Origin of the sequence: Phenylobacterium sp. RIFCSPHIGHO2_01_FULL_69_31, assembly GCF_001824475.1 — a bacterium.
In the GTDB taxonomy this organism is placed as follows: Bacteria; Pseudomonadota; Alphaproteobacteria; order Caulobacterales; family Caulobacteraceae; genus Phenylobacterium.
The window spans coordinates 60967-82384 of sequence record NZ_MHXN01000033.1 but is presented as its reverse complement, the minus strand read 5'-3'; the positions used below and the strand labels follow the sequence as shown (position 1 = coordinate 82384).

The following is a 21418-nucleotide window of genomic DNA, read 5'->3' as shown; positions in this document are numbered from 1 at the left end:
TTCAGAATCCTCGAAAGACCGTGCCTAGGGTGTGACTAGTAGATTGGGCCGGCGGTTCCGTCACGCAAGCCGTCATGTGATAAAATTACAACACCCATCGCCCGACGATTTATGAAGCGGGAGCTAGAGCCCGTCCCGTTCGGCCATCAGGTCCCAGGCCGCGAAGTCGAGCGCGTCCTCGGGATCGGCCAGCGCCGTCTCGTTGATGGTCTGCCCGCGCACCGAAATGCCCGCGCGATGCACGCTTTCCGGGTCGCCAGAGATCAGTGGGTGCCACTCGGCCAGGTCGCGGCCCTCGTGCAGGCGGCGATAGGCGCAGCTCTTGGGCATCCACTCCAGCGCCTCTATGTTGTGCGGGGTCAGCTTGATGCAGTCCGGCACATGCCGGTGGCGGTCAGCGTAGTTCGAGCAACGGCAGGCTGCGGAATCGAACAGCTTGCAGTGGACGCGGGTGGGGATGACCTCCCCCGTCACCTCATCCTCGAAGCGCACCAGACAGCAGAGCCCGCAGCCGTCGCACAGGCTCTCCCACTCGGCGACGGTCATCTGCTCGAGGGTCTTTCGCCGCCAGAAGGGTTCGCCCGTCATCGCGCGGATGTAAGCCCGGCAGGCCGGTGACAGAAGCGCGAACTTGCGTCGCAGCCCGCAACCTCTATGTGGAGCGCCTCCATGAGAGCTCCGATACTGGCCTTGAAGGAGGTCCGTCTGGCCGACGGGCCGGTGATGCTGTTCGACGGCGTAGACCTCGCGCTGGATGCGCGAACGCGCGCCTGCCTGGTCGGGCGCAACGGCGCGGGCAAGTCGACGCTGCTGCGCATCCTGGCCGGCCAGATCGAGGCGGACGCGGGCGAGCGCACCGTCACCCCCGGCACGACCATCGCCTATGTGCCGCAGGAGCCCGAGATCACGGGCGCGACCGTGCTGGACCATGCCACCTCGGGCGGTGCGCCGGCGCACCAGGCCGAGGCGGCGCTGCAGGCCTTCGGCATGGACCCTGCCAAGACGGCCCAGGGCCTTTCGGGCGGCGAGACCCGCCGCGTCGCCCTGGCCAAGGCGTTCGCAGAGGACCCCGACGTCATCCTGCTGGACGAGCCCACAAACCACCTGGACATCCTGGCCATCGAGACCCTGGAGGCCGAGATCGCCGCCAGCCGGGCGGCCGCGCTGATCGTCAGCCACGACCGCGCCTTTCTCGAACGCGTGACCCAGCGGTGCTTCTGGCTGGAGCATCGGCTCGTGCGCCGCCTGGACGCCGGGTTCGCCGGCTTCGAAACCTGGGTCGAGAAGATCGAGGCCCAGCAGGCTGAGGAGGCCCGCCGCCAGGACAAGCTGCTGGAGCGCGAGCAGCACTGGATGGAGCGCGGCGTCACCGCCCGCCGGGCCCGCAACGAAGGCCGCCGCCGTCGCCTGCTGGCCCTGCGCGAAGCCAAGTCCGAGCGCCTGCGCGAGACCCGCGGCAGCCTCAACATCGGCCTCGATTCGTCCGGCGTCTCCGGCAAACGCGTGGTGGAGGCCAAGGGCCTGTCCAAGGCCTTTGGCGACCGCGTGATCCTCAAGGGCTTCTCGACCCGCATCCTGCGCGGCGACCGCGTCGCCATCGTCGGCCCGAACGGCGCGGGCAAGACCACGATGGTCAAGCTGCTGCTGGGCGAACTGGAGCCGGATGAAGGCTCGGTGAAACTCGGGACCAACCTCACGGTCACCTACATCGACCAGGCCCGCGCGGCCCTCTCGCCCGAGATGACGCTGAAGGACGTGCTGACGCCCCTGGGCGGCGACCAAGTCCTGGTGCGCGGCCAGCCGAAGCACGTGAACGCCTACGCCAAGGACTTCCTCTTCAAGGACAGCCAGCTGCGCCAGCCGGTGAAGAGCCTGTCGGGCGGCGAACGCAACCGCCTGCTCCTGGCCCGGGCCCTGGCCAACCCGGCCAACGTCATGGTCCTGGACGAGCCGACCAACGACCTCGACATGGACACCCTCGACCTGCTCGAGGATCTGCTGGCCGACTACGAAGGAACCCTCATCCTCGTCAGCCACGACCGCGACTTCATCGACCGCCTGGCCACCTCGACCATCGGCCTTGACGGAAGCGGCCGCGCTGTGGAGACGCCCGGCGGCTGGCAGGACTTCATGCGGCAGAACCCGGGCTTCTTCGGCGCGGTGGCCAAGATCGAGCCGCCGAAGGCTGCGCCGAAGCCGGCGGCCGCGCCCAAGGCGGCGTCCAAGCTCTCCTACAAGGATCAACGGCGCCTCGCGGAGCTCGAGACCCTGGTCGCCGAGATGCCGGGCAAGATGGCCACGCTGGAGGCCGCCCTGGCCGATCCCAACCTCTATTCCCGCGACCCTGCCGGCTTCGATCGCTACAGCCGCGCGCTGGAGGCGGCTCGCGCTCAGCTGGCCGCCGCCGAGGAGGAGTGGCTCACCCTTGAGGAGCGCCGCGAGGCCCTGGAATCCGGGCGCTGAACGCTTTCCTGTGCACAGCTTTCGATGCCTGATTCTCCAGCGGAATTGCGCACCGCGTTAAGACTTATCAACCATTCCGCCACAGCTTTTTGACAGCCCCGCAGCCCGCGGCGTTGTTGGCCCGCTTGCGTCATAAAAGCTTCAGGCGCACCGTCCTCTTGCCGACAGGAACTGCGGCGCGGGCGGACGGAAAGGCCGGCAACGGCGGACCCGAAAACCAGGCGGGCGGAGTGGCTGGTCCAAGGCGAGAAACCGGGGCGACCCGGGATCGAACCGGACGGTTGGTCATCGGCGGTCGAAGACGAAACGGGGCGACCCGCGACAGAACCGACGGTTGGCCTGGAAGGCGCAGATCCCCCAACGGATCTGTATGAGAGGGCGACGCTCCGGGCGACCGGGACGCCGCCCTCTTGCTATGTGCGGTACGCCTCCGTGCCGCGCGTTGCGCGCCGGGGGAGGATGGCCCTACCTTCGCGGCGCTTCACGTCGAGGGTTTCCATGAAAGCGTTGCGCACCCTGGTCCTGGCGGCCGCCGCCCTGCTGGCCGCCTGTTCGCCGAAAGAGGCCGCCAAGGCTCCCGCCGCGGACGCGCCGGTGACGCTGCGCTTCGCCACCGACTGGCGGGCCCAGGCCGAGCACGGCGGCTTTTACCAGGCGCTGGCGTCCGGCGAGTATGCGAAGCGCGGCCTGAAGGTGGAGATCGTCCAGGGCGGGCCCGGCGTGAACGTCCCGCAGCTCCTGGCCTCGAACGCCGTCGAGCTGGGCATGGGCTCGAACAGCTTCATCGTCATGAACCTGGCCCAGGAGGGCGTGCCGGTGAAGGCCGTCGCCGCCTTCATGCAGAAGGACCCCCAGGTCCTGATTGCCCATCCCGGCACGGGCGTGGACAGGATCGCAGACTTGAAGGGTCGTCCGATCCTGCTGTCCGACGCCTCGGTCACCGCCTTCTGGGTCTGGCTCAAGGCCAAGTACGGCTTCACCGACGACCAGGTGCGCAAGTACACCTTCAACCCGGCGCCCTTCCTGGCCGACAAGCGCGCGGCCCAGCAGGGCTATGTGACCAGCGAGCCCTACGTGATCGAGAAGCAGGCCGGCCTGAAGCCCAAGGTCTTCCTGCTCGCCGACGAAGGCTATCCCGGCTACGCCACCATGGTGCTGGCCACGGACGGCCTGATCGCGAAGAACCCGGCGGCGGTGAAGGCCTTCGTCGAAGCCAGCGCAAAAGGCTGGACCGATTACCTGACCGGCGACCCCTCGGCCGCCGACGCGCTGATCCGGAAGGACAATCCGGAGATGACCCAGGACGTCCTCGACCAGGCGCGCGAGAAGATGAGGAGCTACGGCATCGTCAGCGGCGACCAGGGCGCGCCCGTGGGGGCCATGACCGACGCGCGCTGGAAGGCCTTCTACGACGTCGCCGCCGCCCAGGGTGTCTATCCCAAGACCCTCGATTACCGGCGCGCCTACACCCTGCAGTTCGTCCCCCAGTGAGCATCGTTCAGCTGACGGACGTCGAGGTCGACTACGACCGCGGCCGAGCGCTGGGGCCGCTAACCCTCGGCGTGGCGGCGGGGGAGACGGTGGCGCTGGTGGGACCCTCCGGATGTGGGAAGTCCACGGCGCTGCGCCTGCTCGCCGGGCTGGAGGCGCCGACCCGGGGCGCCATCGCCCGAATGACGGGGCGGGGCGAGACCGCCGTGGTCTTCCAGGCGCCGACCCTGGCGCCATGGCTGTCCGCCCAGGCTAATGTCGCATTGCCGCTGGAGCTGGCCGGCGTGGCGAAGGCCGAGGCGCACGAGCGCGCTGCGGCGGCGCTAGCTCGGGTGGGCCTCAGCGGCGCCGAGGCGAAGCGGCCTGTGCAGCTCTCCGGCGGCATGGCCATGCGCGTGTCGCTTGCGCGCGCCCTGGTCACCGAACCGCGGCTCCTGCTGCTGGACGAGCCGTTCGCGGCGCTGGACGAGATCACCCGCCGCGCCCTCGCCGACGACGTGCTGTCGCTATGGGCGGCCTCGAAGCCGGCCATCGTCTTCGTCACCCACAACGTCGAGGAGGCCGTCTACATGGCCTCGCGCGTCGTGGTTCTGACCCGAGGGCCCGGCCGCATCGCCGCCGACTTCGCGGTGGCGGGCCCCATTCCGCGTCCGCCGCACTTCCGCGCCGAGGCGGACTTCCGCGCCACGTCCGAAGCGGTGTCCGCCGCCCTGGCCGAGGGGATCGCCGCATGAGCCGCCTGGCGCCCGTCGTCCTCGCGGCGCTTCTCCTCGCCGCCTGGGAGATCGCCTGCCGGGCGCTGGACGTGCCCGCCTACTTCCTGCCCGCGCCCTCGGCCGTCGCCGTGGCGCTCTGGCGGCACCTGCCGACGCTGGTCGCGGCGGCGGGGCACACGCTGTCCACCGCGGTCATCGCGCTGGTGATTGCGAGCCTCATCGCCCAGGCGCTGGCGATCCTCACGGCGCTCAGTCCGCTGCTGGACCGCGCCATCCGGCCTCTGGCCTCAGTGGTGCAGGTGACGCCGGTGGTGGCGATCGCGCCGCTGCTGCTGATCTGGGCCGGCCTGGACCATCCGGGGCGCGCCCTGGTCGCCCTGGCGGTGCTGGTGGCGTTCTTCCCGATCTTCTCGGGCGCAACGGCGGGCCTGCGGTCGGCCGACCCGGACCTCGAGCGGCTGTTCACCCTCTATGGCGCGGGTCGCTGGCAGCGGGTGACGCGGCTGCGACTGCCGTCGGCCGTGCCCTTCCTGCTGGAAGGCCACAAGGTGGGCGCAGGGCTGGCCCTGATCGGCGCCGTGGTGGCCGAGTTCGGCGCCGGCTCGGGCAAGGTGCAGGGCCTGGCCTGGCAAATGCTCGACGCCGGCAACAAGCTGCAGACCGCGCGGATGATCGCCGCCCTGGTGGTGCTGGGCGCCATGGGCGTCGCCCTGCACGCGCTGTTGGAGGCCGTGGAGCGGGTCGGCCTCAAATGGTGGCGCGGCCGCTAGCTACTTGGCGGCCTGCTGCACGGGCTTGAGGTCGAAGCGGACCGGCACGCGGACCTTGGCGCCCACCGTGGGCATGCCCTCGGCGCTCATGAGTCCCACCTGGAACTTCGGCGCCAGGGCCAGGACGGCAGGCCCGAAGCCCTGCCCCGCCGGCTCCTCGCGATCGACCGCGCAGCCGCTGAGCGAGCCGCCGGCCTGCACATCGCAAACCAGGGTGACGCGGATGTTGTTCGGGCCACCCTCCTTGTGCGGCACGGCGGCCTGCATGTCAGTGACGCTGGGCAGGGCCGTCCACTGCGGGGTCTTCACCGTCACGACACCGCCCTTGGCCAGGTCGGGGGAGAAGGTCACGGGGATCCGCACCTCGGTGTCCTTCGCCACGCCGCTGGCCTTCAGCGAATGCTGGGCGAGCTTTCGGGCGGCGGAGCCGAAGCCATAGCCGCGGGGCGTCTCGCCGAGGATGTCGCAGGCCATCATCGCTCCGCCGCGGCCGGCGGTGCACATCAGTTCGGCGGCGCCCCCGACCCCGTCGGCCTTGGCCTTGGCGGGATAGACGGCCGCCATCTCGGCGGCGGTCGGGGCGGCGGACCACACCGTCTGGGCGGCGGCAGGCGCGGCGGCCCAGAGGGCGATCAGGCAAACAGCGGGCGCAATCGTGCGGGACATGGCGGCTCCTCCTCCGCGCGAGGATGCGCCGTCAGGACAATCCTGAGAAGGCGTCCCGCGTAACCTTGCGACGAACGGTTACGCCCGCGCTACGGCGCGCCCGCCATGGCCTCTTCGAGATCGAACCTCAGCGGAACCCTCACCGATCCCCCGATTACGGGGAGGCCTTCCGGCGTCCACACGGCAACCCGGAACCGCGGCGCCAGCGCGACCGCCGACGCGCCGTAGCCTAGGCCTGCGGGGTCCTCGGATTGCACCTTGCAGGCTCGGAGCGCGCCCTGCTCAGCGACTTTGCAGAGCATCACGACACGGGCCTTGTAGACCTTCGCGGCGCGGGCCGCGGGCGAGACGACACTCGTGAAGTCGTCCATGTCGGGAAACGCCAGCCAGTCCGTCTTGCCGATCACAGGAGAGGTGGTGTCCAGCGTCTCGGCCGCGAAGCTGACCCGAAGGTGGACGCGGCTGCCCGCAACGCTGGCGCCCTTCCCGTCGTCCGTCGGCGTAGCGAAGAGAGGGCTCAGGGACCGAGCGGCCGGGCCGAAGCCATAGCCCTCGGGGGATTCGTGCAACGGCCGGCAGGCGGATACCCGGCCGTCCTTGTCGACCCGGCAGTCGAGGGTCGCGCTGCCGCTCACCTTCTCCGCCCGCGCTTTGGCTGGGTAGGCCGCAAGGACATCCGCATAGGACGGCGCCTGTCGCCAGGGTAGGTCGGTGAACACCCTCTCGCCCCTGAAGTCGGTGTCGGTCACGGGCCGCAGGCGCGAGCCGGTGGCCTTGTCGGGCGTGGGAAAGGCGATGGGAATGCGCACGGTCGCCTCAATCGGCGCACCGCCCTTGAGCGCCGGCTTCATCATGAACTGCGGCGACAGGGCCAGCGCCGCGCCGCCGAACCCGCCGCCTTTCGGCGTCTCTTCGACAACCTGGCAGGCACGCAGCGCCCCTTGCACCGTAACGGTGCAGGACAACGTGGCCTTGCCGCCGTAGCCCTCCTTGAGGGCGCGGGCAGGCCACACGGACTGCAGGTCCATCAAGGACGGGCGCTTGACCCACTCGGGGCCCCGATCCTGGGCGTCAGCGGCCGACGAGACGAGCATGGCCGCAGCCAAGGCCACCGGTTGTAGTTTGATCATGAGAACACCCCCGCTTGAACCTAAAGCGGTTCGGTACGCGCGGGGAAGCGCCTACCCCTGCGACCGCTCGTGCAGGTCGTGGAGGCGGTCGATGGCTTCGTTGGCGACGACGCTGAGCGAGCGCAGGCCGTGCTCGGCGAAGACGTCGAGGGCCGCGTCCAGGGCCATGAGGGCGGCTGCGCGCTCGCCGCGATCCTTGCCCGTCATGCTCATGCGGGCTTCGTACAGCCGCGCCAGATGCAGTTGGGCCAGGGCCCAGCCGACCGGATCGCGGCGGGGCGAGAGGGCCGCGAGCTCGATCTTCATGGCCGCCTCGGCGGCGTCGAGGACGGCGGCATCGCCGGTGAGTTCGGCGTTACGGGCCAGGCAGACGGCGCGCGCGCCGGCCGCCACGCCGCGCAGCGGCAGGGTCGGGGTCTCCTTCAGCACCAGGCCAGCGCGGTCGTAGCAGGCCACCGCATGCTCGAAGGCCCGGGGGTCGTTCGAGGCCTCGCCCAGCGCCTGCAGCGCCTGGGCCAGGGCCACCTGGGTGCGCGCCCAGTCGAGGGGGCTGTGTTCGCGGGTCAGGCTGTCGAGCGCCAGGGCGAGCGCGCCGGCGCCGGCGGCCAGGGCGTCCACGTCGCCGACCGCCTCGCCGCGCAGCGCCAGGGCCTGGCCGTGGGCGATCTTGGAGCGCGCCCACGTGAGCGGCTCGTAGGCGGCGTCCAGGCGCTCGCCGGCGGCGGCGGCCTCGCGGGCGGCCATATCGAGCAGGTCGCCGTCCTTCAGACGGGCGCCCCAGCCGCAGAGCAGGTCGGCGCGGATCAGGCGGGCCTCGGCGGCCAGGGCCCGGGCGGCGGTGACGCGCTTGGCGATGGCGTCCAGGGCGGCGATCGGCGGGTTGAAGCGGAGGGCGAAGGCGCGCGCCTCGGCGGCGTCCATGTGGTCCAGTTCGCGGCGGCCCTCGATGGCCAGCAGGCCCACATCGGCCAGCGGGGCGGCCAGGCCGCCCTTCACGTAACCGCGGGCCTCGCGGAAGGCGACCTCCGCCGCGGCGTTCAGGCCTGGATCGCCGAAGATCTCGGCGCCCAGCAGGGCGCAGAAGGCCTGCTCGCAGCGGGCGCGGGCCCAGCCGTCGCGGCGGTGAGCGCCTTCGAAGCCGGCGGCGGCGGTCTCGGCGCCAGCGGCGGCCTTGCGCAGGGCCACGGGGTCGCCGGTGCGGCGGGCCACCTCACGCCAGACGATAGCGGCCTCCAGCCGGCGGCGCGGCTTGTCCTTGGCGCTGATCCGGCCGGCGGCGATGTCGGCGGCCTTGGCCTCCTGGGCTAGCAGCGGCGAATCCAGCAGCTCCAGCAGCGACGAGTCGCCACCGGTCAGCCCGTCGTTGGGCGCCTTGCCACGATCATTGGCGAAGAAGCGCTTGAGTTCCCGACCCAACTCGAACATCGGCCCGCTCCGGCCTGTTGCGCGTCCCACGTTGGAACGTCCCTCACAGGCTTTGCTGGAACACAGCAAACCCGGAGCCGCGGGCTTTAACAAGTCATTAACTTGCGATGTATGGTTAACAACGGCGCTTTTTCACACGAGTAAAGCGCTGAAGTTTAACAGATTTGCGCTTTCCGGTTGTTAATCTTCGTTAAGCGAACAGGCTCGCCTGCTCCTCTGACCCCAGGATTCGCCAGTCGCCGGGCGCCAGGTCGGCCGGCAGGTCCAGGCCGCCGATCCGGTCGCGGTGCAGGGCCGTGACGTGGTTGCCGACCGCGGCGAACATGCGGCGGACCTGGTGATATCGCCCCTCGGTGATGGTCAGCCGGGCCCGGTTCGGGCCGGTAGGCTCCAGGATCGCGGGCGCCAGAGGCTCGGTCTCGCCCTCCAGCATCAGGGTCCCGGCGGCGAAGACCTCGGCCTCCCCGCCCTCCAGCGGGCGGTCGAGGGTGGCGACATAGCGCTTGGCCACGTGGCTCTTCGGCGAAATCACCCGGTGCAGGAACGGGCCGTCGTCGGTGATCAGCAGGAGGCCGGAGGTCTCCTTGTCGAGGCGGCCGATGGTGGAGAGCGCCGGCATCCGGGCGCGCCAGCGGGCAGGCAGCAGCTCGTAGACGCTGCGGCCGGCCTCCCGGTGCGAGCACACCACGCCCAGCGGCTTGTGCATGACGAGAGTCAGCGGCGCGGGCGGATCGACGGGCTTGCCGGCGATCGTCATCCGCTGGGGCAGGTCGGCGGCGATCGGCACCTTTGCGCCGGTGTCCTTCAGGACCGCGCCGTCGAGGACGATCTGGCCCTTGGCGACCAGCGCTGCGACTTCGCGGCGCGAGCCGTAGCCTAGGTTGGCCAGCAGGCGGTCGAGCCGGGCCATCGGGACCTTGCCGCTCATCGCCGCGCCTCGAAGATCTTGTAGCCGCCGGCGTCGGCGCGGACCTGGGCGCTCTGGAAGGCGGCGGCCAGCGGCGCCTCGTAAGGCAGGTGCCGGTTCGCCACCAGCCAGCAGACGCCGCCGGGCTTCAGCATGGCGGCGGCGGCGCGGAGGAAGGCGACGCCCAGTTCCCGGTCCTCGGTCCCGCCGTCGTGGAAGGGTGGGTTCATGACCACGAAGTCGAGGGCTGAGAGCCGGTCGCCCAGCGCGCGCACGTCTGCCCAGAGCACCCGCGCGCGGGTGTCGTCCAGATTGTGCTCGGCGCAGGCCGTGGCGCGGCGGTCGATGTCCACGCAGGTCAGGCCGGTCACCGCGGGCGAGGCCAGGATCCGCTGGGCCAGGAGGCCGACGCCGCAGCCGAGGTCGGCCCCCTGCCCGGCCAGCGGCGGCAAGCGCTCGATCAACGCCGCGCTGCCCGCATCGAGACGGTCCCAGCTGAAGACGCCGGGCTGGGTCCAGGCCCCGAGGGATGGCGACACCCGCGGGGCGCCCGCGGCGATGGCCTCGGCGAGACCGGCTGGCGCGGCTGGCCGGGTCACGCGGCAGAAGCGGTGATGGCGCCGGGCGTCCTCGACAACCTTGCCGCCGAAGCCCTCCAGCGCCTTCTTCAGGCGGGAGCCGCCCTTGTCCTTGGGCGCGAAGGCCAGCAGCGGCGCGCCAGGCTTCAGGACCCGCAGGGCGTGGGCCAGCACATAGTCGCGCTCCAGAACCCCGCCGGGCGCGAGGACCACGGCCTCGTCCACGCTGGCGTCGGCCGTGGCCGCGAGGTCCTGCGAGCCGACGATCAGCGGCGAGACCTGGACGGCGCCGGCCGGGACGTCGACGAGGCCGGGGGCGGGAGCGCCGTAGACGATGGCGGTCACGACCTCACCTCCCCTACGCCCGCTCCTTGGAGCGTTCGAAGCGGACCTTGGGATAGCGGTCGGCGGCGTAGCCGACGTCCCAGGAGCTCTTGGCCAGGAACACGGGCTGGTCGTCGATGTCGGTCCCCATGGCCGAGCGGTGCTTGCCGATGAAGTCTTCCAGGTCGGCCTTCTCGCCCAGGATCCAGCGGGCCTCGCCGAAGGGGCTGGGCTCGAAGATCACGTCGAGCTGGTATTCCTCGCGCAGGCGGTCGGCCATGACCTCGAACTGGAGCTGGCCCACCGCGCCCACGATGAAGTCCGCGCCGAGGCTGGGACGGAAGAGCTGGGTGACCCCCTCCTCCGCGAGGCTTTCCAGGGCCCGCTTCAGGTGCTTGGCCTTCAGCGGGTCCTTGACCCGGACGCGCTGCAGGATTTCCGGGGCGAAGTTGGGCAGGCCGGCGAAGCGGATCGTCCCGCTTTCCGACAGACTGTCGCCCACCCGCAGCACGCCGTGGTTCGGGATGCCGATCACGTCGCCCGCGTAGGCGTCCTCGGCCAGCTCCCGGTCGGAGGCGAAGAACATCATCGGGGCGTTCACGGAAAGCTGCTTGCCGGTGTTCTGGACCTTGAGCTTCATGCCGCGGCTGAACCTGCCCGAGCACAGCTTCAGGAAGGCGATCCGGTCGCGGTGGTTCGGGTCCATGTTCGCCTGGACCTTGAAGACGAAGCCGGTGACTTCCCGGTCTCCGGGGGCGACGTGGGTGTCCTCGGCTCCCTTGCGAGCGGCCACCGCCTTGGGTGGCGGCGCGTAGGCGCCGAGGCCTTCCAGCAGCTGGTCCACGCCGAAGTGGCGCAGGGCCGAGCCGAAGAAGACCGGGGTCATGTGCCCTTCAAGGAAGGCCTGCGGGTCGAAGGCCTTGAGGCCGCCCATGGCCAGCTCGGCGTTCTCGCTGAGCTCCTCCTGCTCGTCAGGCTCCAGGTAGCGGACGACGGCATTGCCCTTGAACGGGATGGCGGGCGGGTGGCCATCGTCCTCGTCCGGTCCGCCGCCGCCCTTCTTTTGGAACGGCAGGAAGCGGTCGCGGCGCAGGTCCAGCATGCCCTTGAAGCGGCCCCCCGAACCCGCGGGCCAGTAGAGGGGCGAGGGATCGAGCGCGAGCTTGGAGGACACCTCGTCCAGCAGCTCGAACGGATCCTGCGCCTCGCGGTCCATCTTGTTGATGAAGGTGACGATGGGGATGTCCCGCATCCGGCAGACCTCGAACAGCTTCAGGGTCTGCGGCTCGATGCCCTTGGCGGCGTCCAGCACCATGACCGCGGCGTCGGCGGCGGTGAGGGTCCGGTAGGTGTCTTCCGAGAAGTCCTCGTGGCCCGGGGTGTCCAGCAGGTTGAACATCAGGCCGTCGTGGTCGAACGTCATCACCGAGGCCGAGACGCTGATCCCGCGCTCGCGCTCGATCTTCATCCAGTCGGAGCGGGTGCGGCGGTTCTCGCCGCGGGCGCGCACGGCGCCGGCCGCCCGGATGGCGCCGCCGGCCAGCAGCAGGTTTTCGGTCAGGGTCGTCTTGCCGGCGTCGGGGTGGGAGATGATCGCGAAGGTGCGCCGGCGGGCGGCCTCGGCGGCGGGAGAGGTGCTCATGGCCGGCGCCTATCACGCGGGGGCTCGTGGCGGAAGCGAGCACGATGGCGCGCGGGGCTGGGGGAGGAGAAGCGCAGAAGACGCGGAAGGGCGTCGGAGGCGGCGGCCCGCCCCCGGTGATTCAGCGTCGTCTGCGTGTCCTGGGACGGCGGTCGCGGACCGGCGTTCGGCGTCTGGGATGACGACGGGGAGGCGTGTATTATGCCCCCACATCATCTCGGGGGAGATTCCAAAGATGGCTACGGTCGCCGAGAGCGCGCCACCGATCGGCGGGCGCGACGAGGGCTTCTTTCTGGGCGGCGCCATCGCGATGGCGGTGGTGCTGATCGCAGGCTTTTCGCTGCAGTTGGCGATGGGCCGCTCGAGCTTCGCCGCGCCGCCGCTGGTCCACGCGCACGCCGTGGTGTTCATGGGGTGGATCGGCATCTACGTGCTGCAGAACGCCTTCGTGGCCACGGGGCGGATGGCGCTGCACCGCCGCCTCGGCTGGCTGGCCACCGGCTGGGTCGTGGCGATGCTGGTGCTGGGCTGGCTGGTGACGGTGGCCATGGTCCAGCGCGGGCAGGTCCCGTTCTTCTTCCGGCCGCTGCAGTTCCTGGTCTTCGACCCCATGACCCTGATCACCTTCGCCGGGCTGACGGCGGCGGCGATCCTGCTGCGGCGGCGTACCGACTGGCACCGGCGTCTGCACTTCAGCGCCATGGCGCTGCTGCTGGGGCCGGGTTTCGGCCGGCTGCTGCCTATGCCGCTGCTGATCCCCTGGGCCTGGGAGGCGACCCTGGCCGTGTCGCTGATCTTTCCGCTTGCGGGCATCGTCTGGGACCTGCGGCGCAGCGGCCGGGTCCATCCGGCCTGGGGCTGGGGCCTCGCCGCCATGGCCGGGTGCCTGGTCCTGACCGAGGCCATCACCTACAGCCCGGTCGGCGCGGCGCTCTACGAGGCGGTCACCGCCGGGTCGCCGGGGGCCTCCGTCGCGCCGCTCGATTTTCCGCCGCCACCCGCAGGCCCGCCACCGGCCTAGGCGCTGCGACGCCGCCGCGCGGGAGCCTTGGGCTCGGCGGCCTTCGGCGTCGAGACCTTGGGTGCGGCCGCCAGGGCCTCGTCCGGCATTTCGATGTCGATCTCCAGGGTGGAGACCTGTTCGCCGCGGTCCAGCTTCACCAGCACCCGGTCGCGATCGATGGGGATGTGGCGGGCGATGACCTCCAGGATCTCCTGCTTGAGGACGGCGGCCAGGTCCGCGCCGCCCGTGAGCGCGCGCTCGTGCGCCAGCAGGACCTGGAGCCGCTCCCGGGCCACGGGCGCCGAGGTCCGGTTTCGGGTGAAGAAGTTGAGGATGCTCATCCTACTTCGCTCCTTTCAGGAGCTTCGAAGGACCGATGACGGCGCTCCGAAGCCTTGGCGGAGGAGGGCTCATGCCGCCGCCCTCTTGCCGAACAGGCGGGTCATGAAGCCCTGCTTTTCCGGGCGCGGCGTGCGGACCGGCAGCGTCTCGCCGAGGAGACGGCGGGCGGCTTCGTCGTAGGCTCGCGCGGCGGGCGAGCCGGGGTTGTGCAGGGTGATCGGGCAGCCGAGGTTCGAGGCCGTCAGGACGTCCGGACTTTCCTGAACGATGCCCAGGAGGGGGATCGCCAGGATCTCCAGCACGTCTTCCACCGTCATCATCTCGCCGCGCGCGGCGCGCGCGGCGTCGTAGCGGGTGAGCAAGAGCTGCTTGTCGATGCGGCCGCCGCCCTCGGCCAGGCGGGTCTTGGAATCCAGCATGCCGATGATGCGGTCGGAGTCGCGGACGGACGAGACCTCGGGATTGGTCACCACCACGGCGGTGTCGGCGAACCGCATGGCCAGGGTCGCGCCCTTCTCGATGCCGGCGGGGCTGTCGCAGATGATCCAGTCGAAGCTTTCACGCAGCTCGTCGATGACCCGGCCGACGCCGTCCTCGGTGAGGGCGTCCTTGTCGCGGGTCTGGGAGGCGGGCAGCAGGGAGAGGTTCTCCAGCCGCTTGTCGCGGATCAGCGCCTGGGGAAGCTTGGCGTCGCCCTGGACGACGTTGACCAGGTCGAAGACCACCCGCCGCTCGGCGCCCATCACCAGGTCGAGGTTGCGCAGGCCGACGTCGAAGTCGACGACCACCACCTTGTGCCCGGCCCGCGCCAGGGACGCACCCAGGGAGGCCGACGAGGTGGTCTTGCCCACCCCGCCCTTGCCGGACGTGACGACGACAACCTTGGACATACTACTCACCGTTCCTTCCCCCGCCTTGCGGCGAGACCTTCAATCGAGCGTCGCGAGGCGGAGCGCACCGCGGTCGCAGCGGACCTGGACGGCCCGGCCGTGCAGGTCGGGACCCCAGTTCTCGGCGGTGCGGTAGAGCTGGTCGACGCCCACCAGCTCGGCTTCCAGGCGGCGGCAGAAGATCCGCGCACCGCCGGTCTTCAGTCCGGCGATGGCCCGGCCGCGGAGCGGGCCGTAGACGTGGATCGAGCCGCCCGCGATGACCTCCGCCCCCGAGGCGACGGAGCCCACGACGATAACGTCGCCGTCCTCGAACACGATCGACTGGCCCGAGCGGACCGGCCGCTCGATCAGGAGGGACGCGGCCGGCGGCGGCGCGACGGCGGCGGCAGGGCGTCCAGGGCGTCCGTCGACGCTGACGTCGCGGCCGTGGAGATTGGTGGGCAGGTCGGCCCAGGGCGTGCCGGCGAGCTGGGCGGCGGACGCGCCCTCGACCCCCACGATCCGCATGCCGCGGGCCGCGAGGCCTTCCATGGCCAGCGGCAGGCCATCGGCGCCGAGCACGTCGACCACGCCGGAGAGGTCGACCACCACCGGGCGGTCGGCGAACAGCCCCGGCGCGCCGTTGAGCTGGCGGTCCAGGGCGGCGAACCAGTCGGCGAACGGGGCCTCGGGCGCCAGGACCAGCGCCATGAAGCTGCGGCCCCGAATACGGACCCAGGGAAGCGTGTTCGCCTCGCCGTCCATGGCGCCCTCCGACCAATGGGAACGGGCGCCGCGATCCGCGCCCCCTTGGCCCCGGAGTCGGCGAGTCGTGAGGCAATCTTGCGGCCCGGCACAGCCGCAGAAAAGCCGTCATGAGGCCAAGCTTGAGGCCCCTCAGCGCGGCCGGATCTGCTCCATCGTGCATTGGCCCGGCGCCTTGTCCGGCCGCCAGCGGACGAGGCGCGTGCCGTGCCGGAAGCGGCCGCCGGTGACCTGGTCGTAGCGCACCTCCACCACCAGTTCGGGCGCGAGCGGGACCCATTGGGCCGAGCGTTCCGAGCTCCACCGGCTGGGCCCGCCCGGCGCGTCGCCGGTGAACCCCTGGCCTTTCAGCGCCAGCAGCTTGCGGGTGAGCGCCGGTCGCTCCGCATGCTTGATCGTCGAGGTGAACCCCACGTGGTTCAGCCGGCCGGCCGCGTCGTAGAGCCCGAGCAGGAGGGAGCCGACCTCCTCGGTCCCCTCAGCATAGCGGAAGCCGCCGACCACGCAGTCGGCGGTGCGGATCTTCTTGATCTTCAGCATGGCCCGCTCGCCGGGGACGTAGGGGCCGTCCAGGCGCTTGGCGACCACGCCGTCCAGGGAGGAGCCCGTGTCCTCCAGCCAGGTGCAGGCCTCCTCCCGCTTGGTCGAACCGGGCGAGAGGCGTAGCGCCGGGGCTTTTCCGAGCCGCTTGAACAGCGCCTCCAGCGCCTTCCGCCGGTCGGTGAGCGGCGCCTCCAGCAGGGGAGCGCCGTCGGCATCCATGAGGCAGTCGAACAGCATGAAGGCCGCCGGCTGCTCGGCCGCCAGCTTGCGGACGCGGCTCTCGGCGGGATGCAGGCGCATCTGCAGGGCCTCGAAGGACGGCTCGCCGTCCACGGCGATGGTCAGTTCGCCGTCGAGCACGAAGCGGTCGATTGGCAGGGCCGCGAGCGCGGCCACCATGTCGGGAAAGAAGCGGTTCAACGGCTTGCCCGACTTAGCCTTGAGCAAGACCTCGTCGCCGTCCCGGTAGGCCAGGCAGCGGAAGCCGTCCCACTTGGGCTCGAAGCGCCAGCCGCCGTCGCGCGGGATCTCGTCGACCAGCTTGGCCTCCATCGGGGCGAGGTCGAGCGGGACCGGAAGATCGCGGAGCATGGGGCGTGAAGCCGCCAGCGTCAGCCGCGTTCCACGGGCTCCACCAGGAAGTGGCGGCCCTCGCGGTCCTCGATCTCCACCACCCAGACGTCGGGATCGATGCGGACGGCGCGCTCGATGTAGCGGTCGAGGTCCGGCTCCTCCCGCGAGGCGGCCGGCTCCATCCAGATGCGCTCGCCGTCGCCGCGGGTCGCCTCGGACAGCAGGCGGGCGGTGCCGTCGGTGCGGTTCAGCACCTTGACCAGCACGGCCCCGGCCCGGGGATCGCCCTTGCGCGCCACCACGGCGAAGCCGCCGCCGATCTCGACGCGGCGGATGAGGGCGCCGACCCAGATGTCGGTGGAGAGCAGCATGGCTGGGACATTGCGGGGCGCGCCCGGGTCGTCAACCTTGGTTCAACACTACCGGCGTACAAGCGTCCGCTCAGACGGCCGGAACAAGGCCGCGCCAGATGGTGGACGCATGACGAGCACGCGCAGAAGCGCGAGGCCGGCGTCTCGGTGGATGGGGTTGATGGGGCTGGCGCTCGCCGCCGCGCCCGTTGCTGCGGCCGGGCAGCCGTCGGACCTGTTCTTCGAGCGTACGGTGATGACCGCGGCCGACGGACGCTGTCGCCTGTTCACGCCCGAGGTGTCGGCCGCCCTGGCTGCGGGCGCCGCCCAGGCGCGGGGCGCGGCCCTGCGCGCCGGCGTCGACCAGAAGACCCTGGCCGCCCGCGAGGCCGGCGCCCGCCGCTACGCCGCCCAGCTGAACTGCGCGAGCCCCCAGGTGCTGGCCGAGGCCGCCCGGGTGCAACAGGCGTTCTCCGGCTATTCGCGGGTCACCCGCATGACCTATCCCGGCGACGTGGCCGACTGGCGCGCCGACCGCGGCAGCGGCCGTAACGCCCGCTGGCGGCTGGCCCAGGACGCGGCCTTCGGCGGCCATCGCATGACCTTCGGACTGGCGGGCCGCGAGGGCGCTAACGCCCTGCTGGCCGTGGCCGACTTCACCGACAGCCAGAGCCCCTATGCCGCGCGGCTCGTGCTGCGCGACGCCAGCCGCACCATGGGCCCCTATCTGGACGCCCGGACCAAGAGCGCGCCGCTCAGCCGCAAGCTGCCGCCCCGCGGGGCCACGCGCACCTTCATGGCCGAGGCGCGCAGCGAGGCGGACGAGGGCCTGCTGCCCAAGGGCTCGGACGGGGGCTGGGCGTTCCGCTTCCCCGCCGCCGCGGCCCAAGCCCTGGCCGAGCTGGACCCGCGCGAGGCGATCGCGGTGGAGTTCCTGTTCTCTGGCGAGCGCGTGCGCACGGCCTACGTGGAGGTCGGCGACTTCGCGGCCGGCCGCGCCTTCCTGCAGGTGGCGTCCCGCTAGCCTTTCCGGCGCAGGGGCTCTTCGATCAGGGCCGACAGCACCGGCATGCGGATGGTGACGGTCGTCCCCTCGCCCACCGCGCTCTCCACCGTCATGTCGCCGCCGTGCAGGCGGGCGAAGGCGCGGACCAGGGACAGGCCGAGGCCCGAGCCGGCGGCCCGCTGCTCGGCGTCGCCGGCCTGCTCGTAGGGGCGGCCCAGGCGGTGCAGATCGTCCTGGGCGATGCCGACGCCGGTGTCGGCGACCACCAGCTCCAGCATGTCGCCGGCGCCCTGGACGGTGACGGTCACCGAGCCGCCGCGCGGGGTGAACTTCAGGGCGTTGGAGATCAGGTTGAGGGCGATCTGCTTGACCGCCCGCTTGTCGGCGTCGGCGTAGAGCGGGCCGATGGGCAGGACGCCGCGCAGGTTGACGCCCGAGCGGTCGGCCTGGCCGCGCATCAGCCGCAGGACGGCCGAGACGGCGTCGCGGGCGTCGAAGGTCTCGATGCTGAGCTCGAAGCGCTCGGCCTCGATTTTCGACATGTCGAGCACGTCGTTGATCAGCTCCAGAAGGTGCGTGCCGCTCTCGTGGATCAGTTCGGCGTATTCGGCGTAGCGGTCGCCCAGCGGGCCGAACAGGCGTTGCCGCATGATGTCGGAGAAGCCCATGATGGCGTTCAGCGGCGTGCGCAGCTCGTGGCTCATGTTGGCCAGGAAGCGGGACTTGCCGGCGTTCTGCTGCTCGGCCGTCACGCGTTCGGCCTCCAGGCGCCGTTCGCGCAGGGCCTGGTCGTGGGCGTCGCGGACCGCAGCCACCAGCCGGTCGGGGCCGGCCACGCGCAGGGTGATCTCCAGCGAGCCCTCGCCGTCGTCGGCGGGGATGACGTAGACGCTGGCCTTGCCGTCGCGGGCCGCGGTGTGGAGGGCGGTCGCCAGCAGGGGCAGGTCTTCGTCGGCCACCAGATGGCCGAGGCTGCGGGTGGCGAGATGGTCCGGCGTCTGGCCGGCGATGGCGGCGCCGGCGGCGTGCAGGACGCGGCCACTGCGCTCCACCAGGGCCAGGAGCATCGGCTGGCCGTCCAGCAGGGCCAGGACCTCTTCGGCGCGCTCGCGGCGGCGGACGTCGCGCTGGGCGGCGCCCTGGAAGCCGACGAGGCCGACGGCGAAGCCGAGCGCCACGGTGCCCAGCGACAGGAGGCCGAGCCAGGGCGCCAGGGCCGGGGCGGCGGTGGGAAGGGGCAGGAGAATGGCGTCGAGGGCGGAGACGGCGGCGGCGGCCAGAGAGGCGGCGGCGCCCAGAGCCAAAGTGTCGCGGGTGCGGAAGGCGGTGGCGGCCGCGGCGGGCGCGAGGCACCAAGCGGCGAGCGGACCGGCGGTCCCGCCGGTGAGGTGACAGGCGGCGGCGCCGGCGGCGCCCCAGATCAGCACACTCGCCATCTGGCCCGGCCGCCCCATCAGCGACAGCAGCGCCCCCAGCATGGCGGCGAGGCCGCCCGCGGCGAGGGCCAGAAGCTCGGGGCCGGGCGGAAGCATGCCCTGGATCGCCAGCCCGCCGGTGGTGGCGGCAACGGCGAACGCCCAGGCGGCGTGCCACAGCAGGCCGGGCGCCGCATCGCTGCGGCGGCGCGCTTTCGTCGATGTGGCGCGGGCCCCGACCATGGCTCGTCTATGAACCCCCGTCAGGTTCGGAGGGCGAGCGTACTGGCCCCAGGGGATTCGCGCGAGTGGGCGCGAGCCCTTTGTGTCGGCCGCAAGACTTTCGTAAGCGGCATCGACGACCCTGCAAGCTCCGATCGACCAGGCGTATCGCCGTTACATGCCTCAAGAGGCCACTCCTTCCGCCGCCGCGAAACAGCGCGTCCACGTCCGACACGAGGCGGCCATGGACGAACGGAAACGTTCGTTCCTGCGAATGGTCAGCCACGAACTGCGCACGCCTCTGAACTCCATCCTGGGGTTCTCGGAAATTCTCACTGCGGAACTGTACGGCCCCTTGGGAGCCTCGCAGTACAAGGAATATGCCGCGATCATCCATGGCAGCGGCCAGAAGCTGCTGAAACTTGTGAATCAGGTGCTGGAGATCGCGCGCCTGGAAGGCCGCACCATCGAGTTCGACGCCGACCTCGAGCCGCTGGAGCCGGCCCTGGACGACGCCCTGACCGCGCTGAAGCCCGACCTGGCGGCGCGGCGGGTGAGGGTCGAGGTGGCCGGACGCGGCGGCCTGCCCGCCGTCACCGCCGACGGGCGGGGCCTGCGCTCGGTGCTGACCCACCTGCTGCACAACGCCATCGTCTTCTCGCCCGAGGGCGGCTGCGTGCGCGTGAGCGTGGCGGCCGACGGGACGAACGTGGACATCCAGATCCGCGATGAGGGCGACGGCGTCGATCCTGCAGAGCTGCAGCGCCTGATGGCCCCGTTCGAGCAGGGCGAGAACGCCCTGACCCGCAAGGCCGAAGGCGCGGGTCTGGGCCTGCCCATCGCCGACATGACGTGCGCCGCCATGGGCGGCCGGCTCAGGTTGGCCTCCGCGCCCGGCGAAGGACTCATCGCGCAGGTGCGCCTGCCCGCCGGCTGATGCCGGTTGCCAGGGAGCCCCGCGCTCCCTAAGTCGCGCCCATGGCCATCGACGACGCGCTAGCCGAGCTCAAGGACGAGTTCGAGCTCCTGGGCGACTGGGAAGAGCGCTACCGCTATGTGATCGAGCTGGGGAAGGACCTGGCGCCCCTCTCCGACTCCGAGCGGACCGAGGCGAACAAGGTGCGCGGCTGCGCCAGCCAGGTGTGGCTGGTCACCGAGCCCGGCGCGAACGGGACCCTGGGGTTCCGCGGCGACTCCGACGCCCACATCGTGCGCGGCCTGATCGCCATCGTGCTGCGGCTCTATTCCGGCCAGCCGCCCGCCGACATCCTGGCCTTCGACGCCAAGGCGGCGTTCGAGCAGCTGGGCCTCAGCGGGGCGCTGTCGTCGCAGCGGTCGAACGGCCTAGCCTCGATGGTCGCGCGCATCCGCCGCGACGCGGAGATGTCGCAGGCCGCGTGAGGCCTACTGCCGGGTTAGGGCCCGCTGCAGATCCAGCTCCAGGCGATCGAAGCCCTCGTTCGTGCCGTGGATGCGCTCGTCGCGCTCGTCATGGCCGTCGAGGAAGGCGACCTGTTCGGTGAACACCATCGTCGTGCCGCGCCCGCCGGGGCTGAACTCCACCGTGACCAGGGAGGCCGAGGTGCGCTGCCCGCCCACCCGGTAGTCGTAGGCGTAGATGATGCGCTGGTCCTTGAGGATCTCGATGAACCGGGCCTCGACCAGGAAGACGGCGCCGTCCGGCCCGGTCATGCGGTTGACCTCCAGGCCGCCCGGCCGGAAGTCGAGGTCGTGCTCCCGCGTCATGTCGGGGTGGCAGCCCGTCCAGCGCCGCTTGGCCTCGGGATCGGACCAGGCGCGGAACACCTCGGCCGGCGGCGCGGGCATGTCGCGCGCGATCGTGAAGCTGGTGTGGGCCGCCGAGCGCACGCTCATTCGCCGTCTCCTTTAGCCGAGGTTTCCGCAAGGAACTGCTCCAGGCGGTCGAACTGGGCGTTCAGCGCCGCCTTGCGGTCCGCGGCCCAGTCCTCCACCCGGCTCAGGGCCGCGGGGGCGAGGCGATAGGTGCGCACCCGGCCGGCCTTGTTGGACGTGACCAGCCCGCCCGCCTCCAGCACCGCCAGGTGCTTCACCACCGACGGCAGGGCCATGGGCAGCGGCTGGGCCAACTCGGACGCCGAGGCCGGTCCGCGACTCAACCTGTCGATCATCCCGCGACGGCTGGCGTCGGAGAGGGCGTGGAACAGGCGGTCGAGGCCGGCGTCGTCGAGCATGG

At 71.4% G+C, this 21418-nt stretch carries 23 protein-coding genes; 8 read left to right on the top strand and 15 right to left on the bottom strand.

The genetic code is table 11. The annotated features are described in order from the left end of the window. Positions 1-123: 123 nt before the first annotated feature. A complete protein-coding gene (locus A2790_RS17915) occupies positions 124-588 on the bottom strand; it encodes a YcgN family cysteine cluster protein (protein WP_068878192.1) in 465 nt (154 codons plus the stop codon). A gap of 81 nt (positions 589-669) precedes the next feature. Between A2790_RS17915 and A2790_RS17910 the strand changes: the two genes are divergently transcribed. From A2790_RS17910 to A2790_RS17895, 4 genes are all read left to right on the top strand, one after another. Beyond that, complete coding sequence (locus A2790_RS17910; protein WP_293394380.1) at positions 670-2463, top strand: ABC-F family ATP-binding cassette domain-containing protein; 1794 nt, start codon at positions 670-672, stop codon at positions 2461-2463. A gap of 498 nt (positions 2464-2961) precedes the next feature. Beyond that, positions 2962-3954 carry an ABC transporter substrate-binding protein gene (locus A2790_RS17905; RefSeq protein WP_293394377.1) on the top strand — a complete coding sequence of 331 codons (993 nt, stop codon included), beginning with the start codon at positions 2962-2964 and terminating at the stop codon, positions 3952-3954. Continuing rightward, entirely contained in the window at positions 3951-4688 is a 738-nt protein-coding gene (locus A2790_RS17900) for an ABC transporter ATP-binding protein (RefSeq protein ID WP_293394374.1), read from the top strand. The genes A2790_RS17905 and A2790_RS17900 overlap by 4 nt, the downstream gene beginning before the upstream one ends. After that, positions 4685-5440, top strand: coding sequence for an ABC transporter permease (locus tag A2790_RS17895; protein WP_293394371.1), 756 nt, complete (start codon positions 4685-4687; stop codon positions 5438-5440). Before A2790_RS17900 ends, A2790_RS17895 begins: the two co-directional genes overlap by 4 nt. Here the strand turns inward: A2790_RS17895 and A2790_RS17890 are convergent, their stop codons facing one another. From A2790_RS17890 to A2790_RS17865, 6 genes are all read right to left on the bottom strand, one after another. Further along, complete coding sequence (locus A2790_RS17890; protein WP_293394368.1) at positions 5441-6106, bottom strand: hypothetical protein; 666 nt, start codon at positions 6104-6106, stop codon at positions 5441-5443. An 89-nt stretch (positions 6107-6195) separates the two neighbouring features. Beyond that, positions 6196-7236: a TonB family protein gene (locus A2790_RS17885; protein ID WP_293394365.1), complete on the bottom strand. Its 1041-nt coding sequence runs from the start codon at positions 7234-7236 to the stop codon at positions 6196-6198. 51 nt (positions 7237-7287) lie between these two features. Further along, complete coding sequence (locus tag A2790_RS17880; protein WP_293394362.1) at positions 7288-8661, bottom strand: hypothetical protein; 1374 nt, start codon at positions 8659-8661, stop codon at positions 7288-7290. 190 nt (positions 8662-8851) lie between these two features. Further along, positions 8852-9589, bottom strand: a complete 738-nt coding sequence (locus A2790_RS17875) for a pseudouridine synthase (protein WP_293394359.1) — start codon at positions 9587-9589, stop codon at positions 8852-8854. Continuing rightward, positions 9586-10491: a class I SAM-dependent methyltransferase gene (locus A2790_RS17870; protein ID WP_293394356.1), complete on the bottom strand. Its 906-nt coding sequence runs from the start codon at positions 10489-10491 to the stop codon at positions 9586-9588. The genes A2790_RS17875 and A2790_RS17870 overlap by 4 nt, the downstream gene beginning before the upstream one ends. A gap of 13 nt (positions 10492-10504) precedes the next feature. Then, a complete protein-coding gene (locus tag A2790_RS17865; protein ID WP_293394353.1) occupies positions 10505-12112 on the bottom strand; it encodes a peptide chain release factor 3 in 1608 nt (535 codons plus the stop codon). Between the two features lie 235 nt (positions 12113-12347). Between A2790_RS17865 and A2790_RS17860 the strand changes: the two genes are divergently transcribed. Next, positions 12348-13133, top strand: a complete 786-nt coding sequence (locus tag A2790_RS17860) for a hypothetical protein (RefSeq protein WP_293394350.1) — start codon at positions 12348-12350, stop codon at positions 13131-13133. On the opposite strand, the gene minE is transcribed toward A2790_RS17860, so the two are convergent. From minE to A2790_RS17835, 5 genes are all read right to left on the bottom strand, one after another. Continuing rightward, entirely contained in the window at positions 13130-13456 is a 327-nt protein-coding gene (minE, locus tag A2790_RS17855; protein ID WP_293394347.1) for a cell division topological specificity factor MinE, read from the bottom strand. The genes A2790_RS17860 and minE overlap by 4 nt on opposite strands. A 69-nt stretch (positions 13457-13525) precedes the next feature. Next, the gene (gene minD, locus A2790_RS17850; RefSeq protein ID WP_293394344.1) at positions 13526-14347 is read right to left on the bottom strand and encodes a septum site-determining protein MinD; all 822 of its coding nucleotides are present in this window, start codon (positions 14345-14347) and stop codon (positions 13526-13528) included. Positions 14348-14386: 39 nt separating this feature from the next. After that, on the bottom strand, positions 14387-15094 hold the full coding sequence (gene minC / locus A2790_RS17845) for a septum site-determining protein MinC (protein ID WP_293394341.1): 708 nt from the start codon (positions 15092-15094) through the stop codon (positions 14387-14389). 132 nt (positions 15095-15226) lie between these two features. Next, positions 15227-16228: an ATP-dependent DNA ligase gene (locus A2790_RS17840; protein ID WP_293394338.1), complete on the bottom strand. Its 1002-nt coding sequence runs from the start codon at positions 16226-16228 to the stop codon at positions 15227-15229. A 20-nt stretch (positions 16229-16248) separates the two neighbouring features. Next, positions 16249-16581 (bottom strand): DUF1491 family protein, encoded by a 333-nt coding sequence (locus A2790_RS17835; protein ID WP_293394335.1) that lies wholly within the window; start codon positions 16579-16581, stop codon positions 16249-16251. Positions 16582-16741: 160 nt separating this feature from the next. Between A2790_RS17835 and A2790_RS17830 the strand changes: the two genes are divergently transcribed. Then, the gene (locus tag A2790_RS17830; RefSeq protein WP_293394332.1) at positions 16742-17584 is read left to right on the top strand and encodes a hypothetical protein; all 843 of its coding nucleotides are present in this window, start codon (positions 16742-16744) and stop codon (positions 17582-17584) included. Here A2790_RS17830 and A2790_RS17825 read toward each other — a convergent pair. After that, positions 17581-19224 (bottom strand): HAMP domain-containing sensor histidine kinase, encoded by a 1644-nt coding sequence (locus A2790_RS17825; protein ID WP_293394329.1) that lies wholly within the window; start codon positions 19222-19224, stop codon positions 17581-17583. The two genes, A2790_RS17830 and A2790_RS17825, sit on opposite strands and share 4 nt — an antisense overlap. 223 nt (positions 19225-19447) lie before the next feature. On the opposite strand from A2790_RS17825, the gene A2790_RS17820 reads away from it, so the two are divergent. Both A2790_RS17820 and A2790_RS17815 read left to right on the top strand, forming a co-directional pair. Further along, positions 19448-20140 (top strand): HAMP domain-containing sensor histidine kinase, encoded by a 693-nt coding sequence (locus A2790_RS17820; protein WP_293394326.1) that lies wholly within the window; start codon positions 19448-19450, stop codon positions 20138-20140. Positions 20141-20181: 41 nt separating this feature from the next. Beyond that, positions 20182-20604 (top strand): SufE family protein, encoded by a 423-nt coding sequence (locus A2790_RS17815; protein WP_293394323.1) that lies wholly within the window; start codon positions 20182-20184, stop codon positions 20602-20604. Positions 20605-20607: 3 nt separating this feature from the next. Here the strand turns inward: A2790_RS17815 and A2790_RS17810 are convergent, their stop codons facing one another. Further along, positions 20608-21078, bottom strand: coding sequence for an SRPBCC family protein (locus A2790_RS17810; RefSeq protein WP_293394320.1), 471 nt, complete (start codon positions 21076-21078; stop codon positions 20608-20610). Further along, complete coding sequence (locus tag A2790_RS17805) at positions 21075-21416, bottom strand: metalloregulator ArsR/SmtB family transcription factor (protein ID WP_293394317.1); 342 nt, start codon at positions 21414-21416, stop codon at positions 21075-21077. The genes A2790_RS17810 and A2790_RS17805 overlap by 4 nt, the downstream gene beginning before the upstream one ends. Positions 21417-21418 lie beyond the last annotated feature (2 nt).

Coding starts and splice junctions, on each gene's coding strand:
- A2790_RS17825 (WP_293394329.1), bottom strand. CDS start 19,224: ATGGTCGGGGCCCGCGCCACATCGACGAAAGCGCGCCGCCGCAGCGAT.
- A2790_RS17875 (WP_293394359.1), bottom strand. CDS start 9,589: ATGAGCGGCAAGGTCCCGATGGCCCGGCTCGACCGCCTGCTGGCCAAC.
- A2790_RS17820 (WP_293394326.1), top strand. CDS start 19,448: ATGGACGAACGGAAACGTTCGTTCCTGCGAATGGTCAGCCACGAACTG.
- A2790_RS17815 (WP_293394323.1), top strand. CDS start 20,182: ATGGCCATCGACGACGCGCTAGCCGAGCTCAAGGACGAGTTCGAGCTC.
- A2790_RS17840 (WP_293394338.1), bottom strand. CDS start 16,228: ATGCTCCGCGATCTTCCGGTCCCGCTCGACCTCGCCCCGATGGAGGCC.
- A2790_RS17805 (WP_293394317.1), bottom strand. CDS start 21,416: ATGCTCGACGACGCCGGCCTCGACCGCCTGTTCCACGCCCTCTCCGAC.
- A2790_RS17905 (WP_293394377.1), top strand. CDS start 2,962: ATGAAAGCGTTGCGCACCCTGGTCCTGGCGGCCGCCGCCCTGCTGGCC.
- A2790_RS17915 (WP_068878192.1), bottom strand. CDS start 588: ATGACGGGCGAACCCTTCTGGCGGCGAAAGACCCTCGAGCAGATGACC.
- A2790_RS17810 (WP_293394320.1), bottom strand. CDS start 21,078: ATGAGCGTGCGCTCGGCGGCCCACACCAGCTTCACGATCGCGCGCGAC.
- A2790_RS17885 (WP_293394365.1), bottom strand. CDS start 7,236: ATGATCAAACTACAACCGGTGGCCTTGGCTGCGGCCATGCTCGTCTCG.
- A2790_RS17880 (WP_293394362.1), bottom strand. CDS start 8,661: ATGTTCGAGTTGGGTCGGGAACTCAAGCGCTTCTTCGCCAATGATCGT.
- A2790_RS17835 (WP_293394335.1), bottom strand. CDS start 16,581: ATGCTGCTCTCCACCGACATCTGGGTCGGCGCCCTCATCCGCCGCGTC.
- A2790_RS17830 (WP_293394332.1), top strand. CDS start 16,742: ATGGGGCTGGCGCTCGCCGCCGCGCCCGTTGCTGCGGCCGGGCAGCCG.
- minC (WP_293394341.1), bottom strand. CDS start 15,094: ATGGACGGCGAGGCGAACACGCTTCCCTGGGTCCGTATTCGGGGCCGC.
- A2790_RS17890 (WP_293394368.1), bottom strand. CDS start 6,106: ATGTCCCGCACGATTGCGCCCGCTGTTTGCCTGATCGCCCTCTGGGCC.
- A2790_RS17865 (WP_293394353.1), bottom strand. CDS start 12,112: ATGAGCACCTCTCCCGCCGCCGAGGCCGCCCGCCGGCGCACCTTCGCG.
- A2790_RS17860 (WP_293394350.1), top strand. CDS start 12,348: ATGGCTACGGTCGCCGAGAGCGCGCCACCGATCGGCGGGCGCGACGAG.
- A2790_RS17895 (WP_293394371.1), top strand. CDS start 4,685: ATGAGCCGCCTGGCGCCCGTCGTCCTCGCGGCGCTTCTCCTCGCCGCC.
- minD (WP_293394344.1), bottom strand. CDS start 14,347: ATGTCCAAGGTTGTCGTCGTCACGTCCGGCAAGGGCGGGGTGGGCAAG.
- A2790_RS17910 (WP_293394380.1), top strand. CDS start 670: ATGAGAGCTCCGATACTGGCCTTGAAGGAGGTCCGTCTGGCCGACGGG.
- minE (WP_293394347.1), bottom strand. CDS start 13,456: ATGAGCATCCTCAACTTCTTCACCCGAAACCGGACCTCGGCGCCCGTG.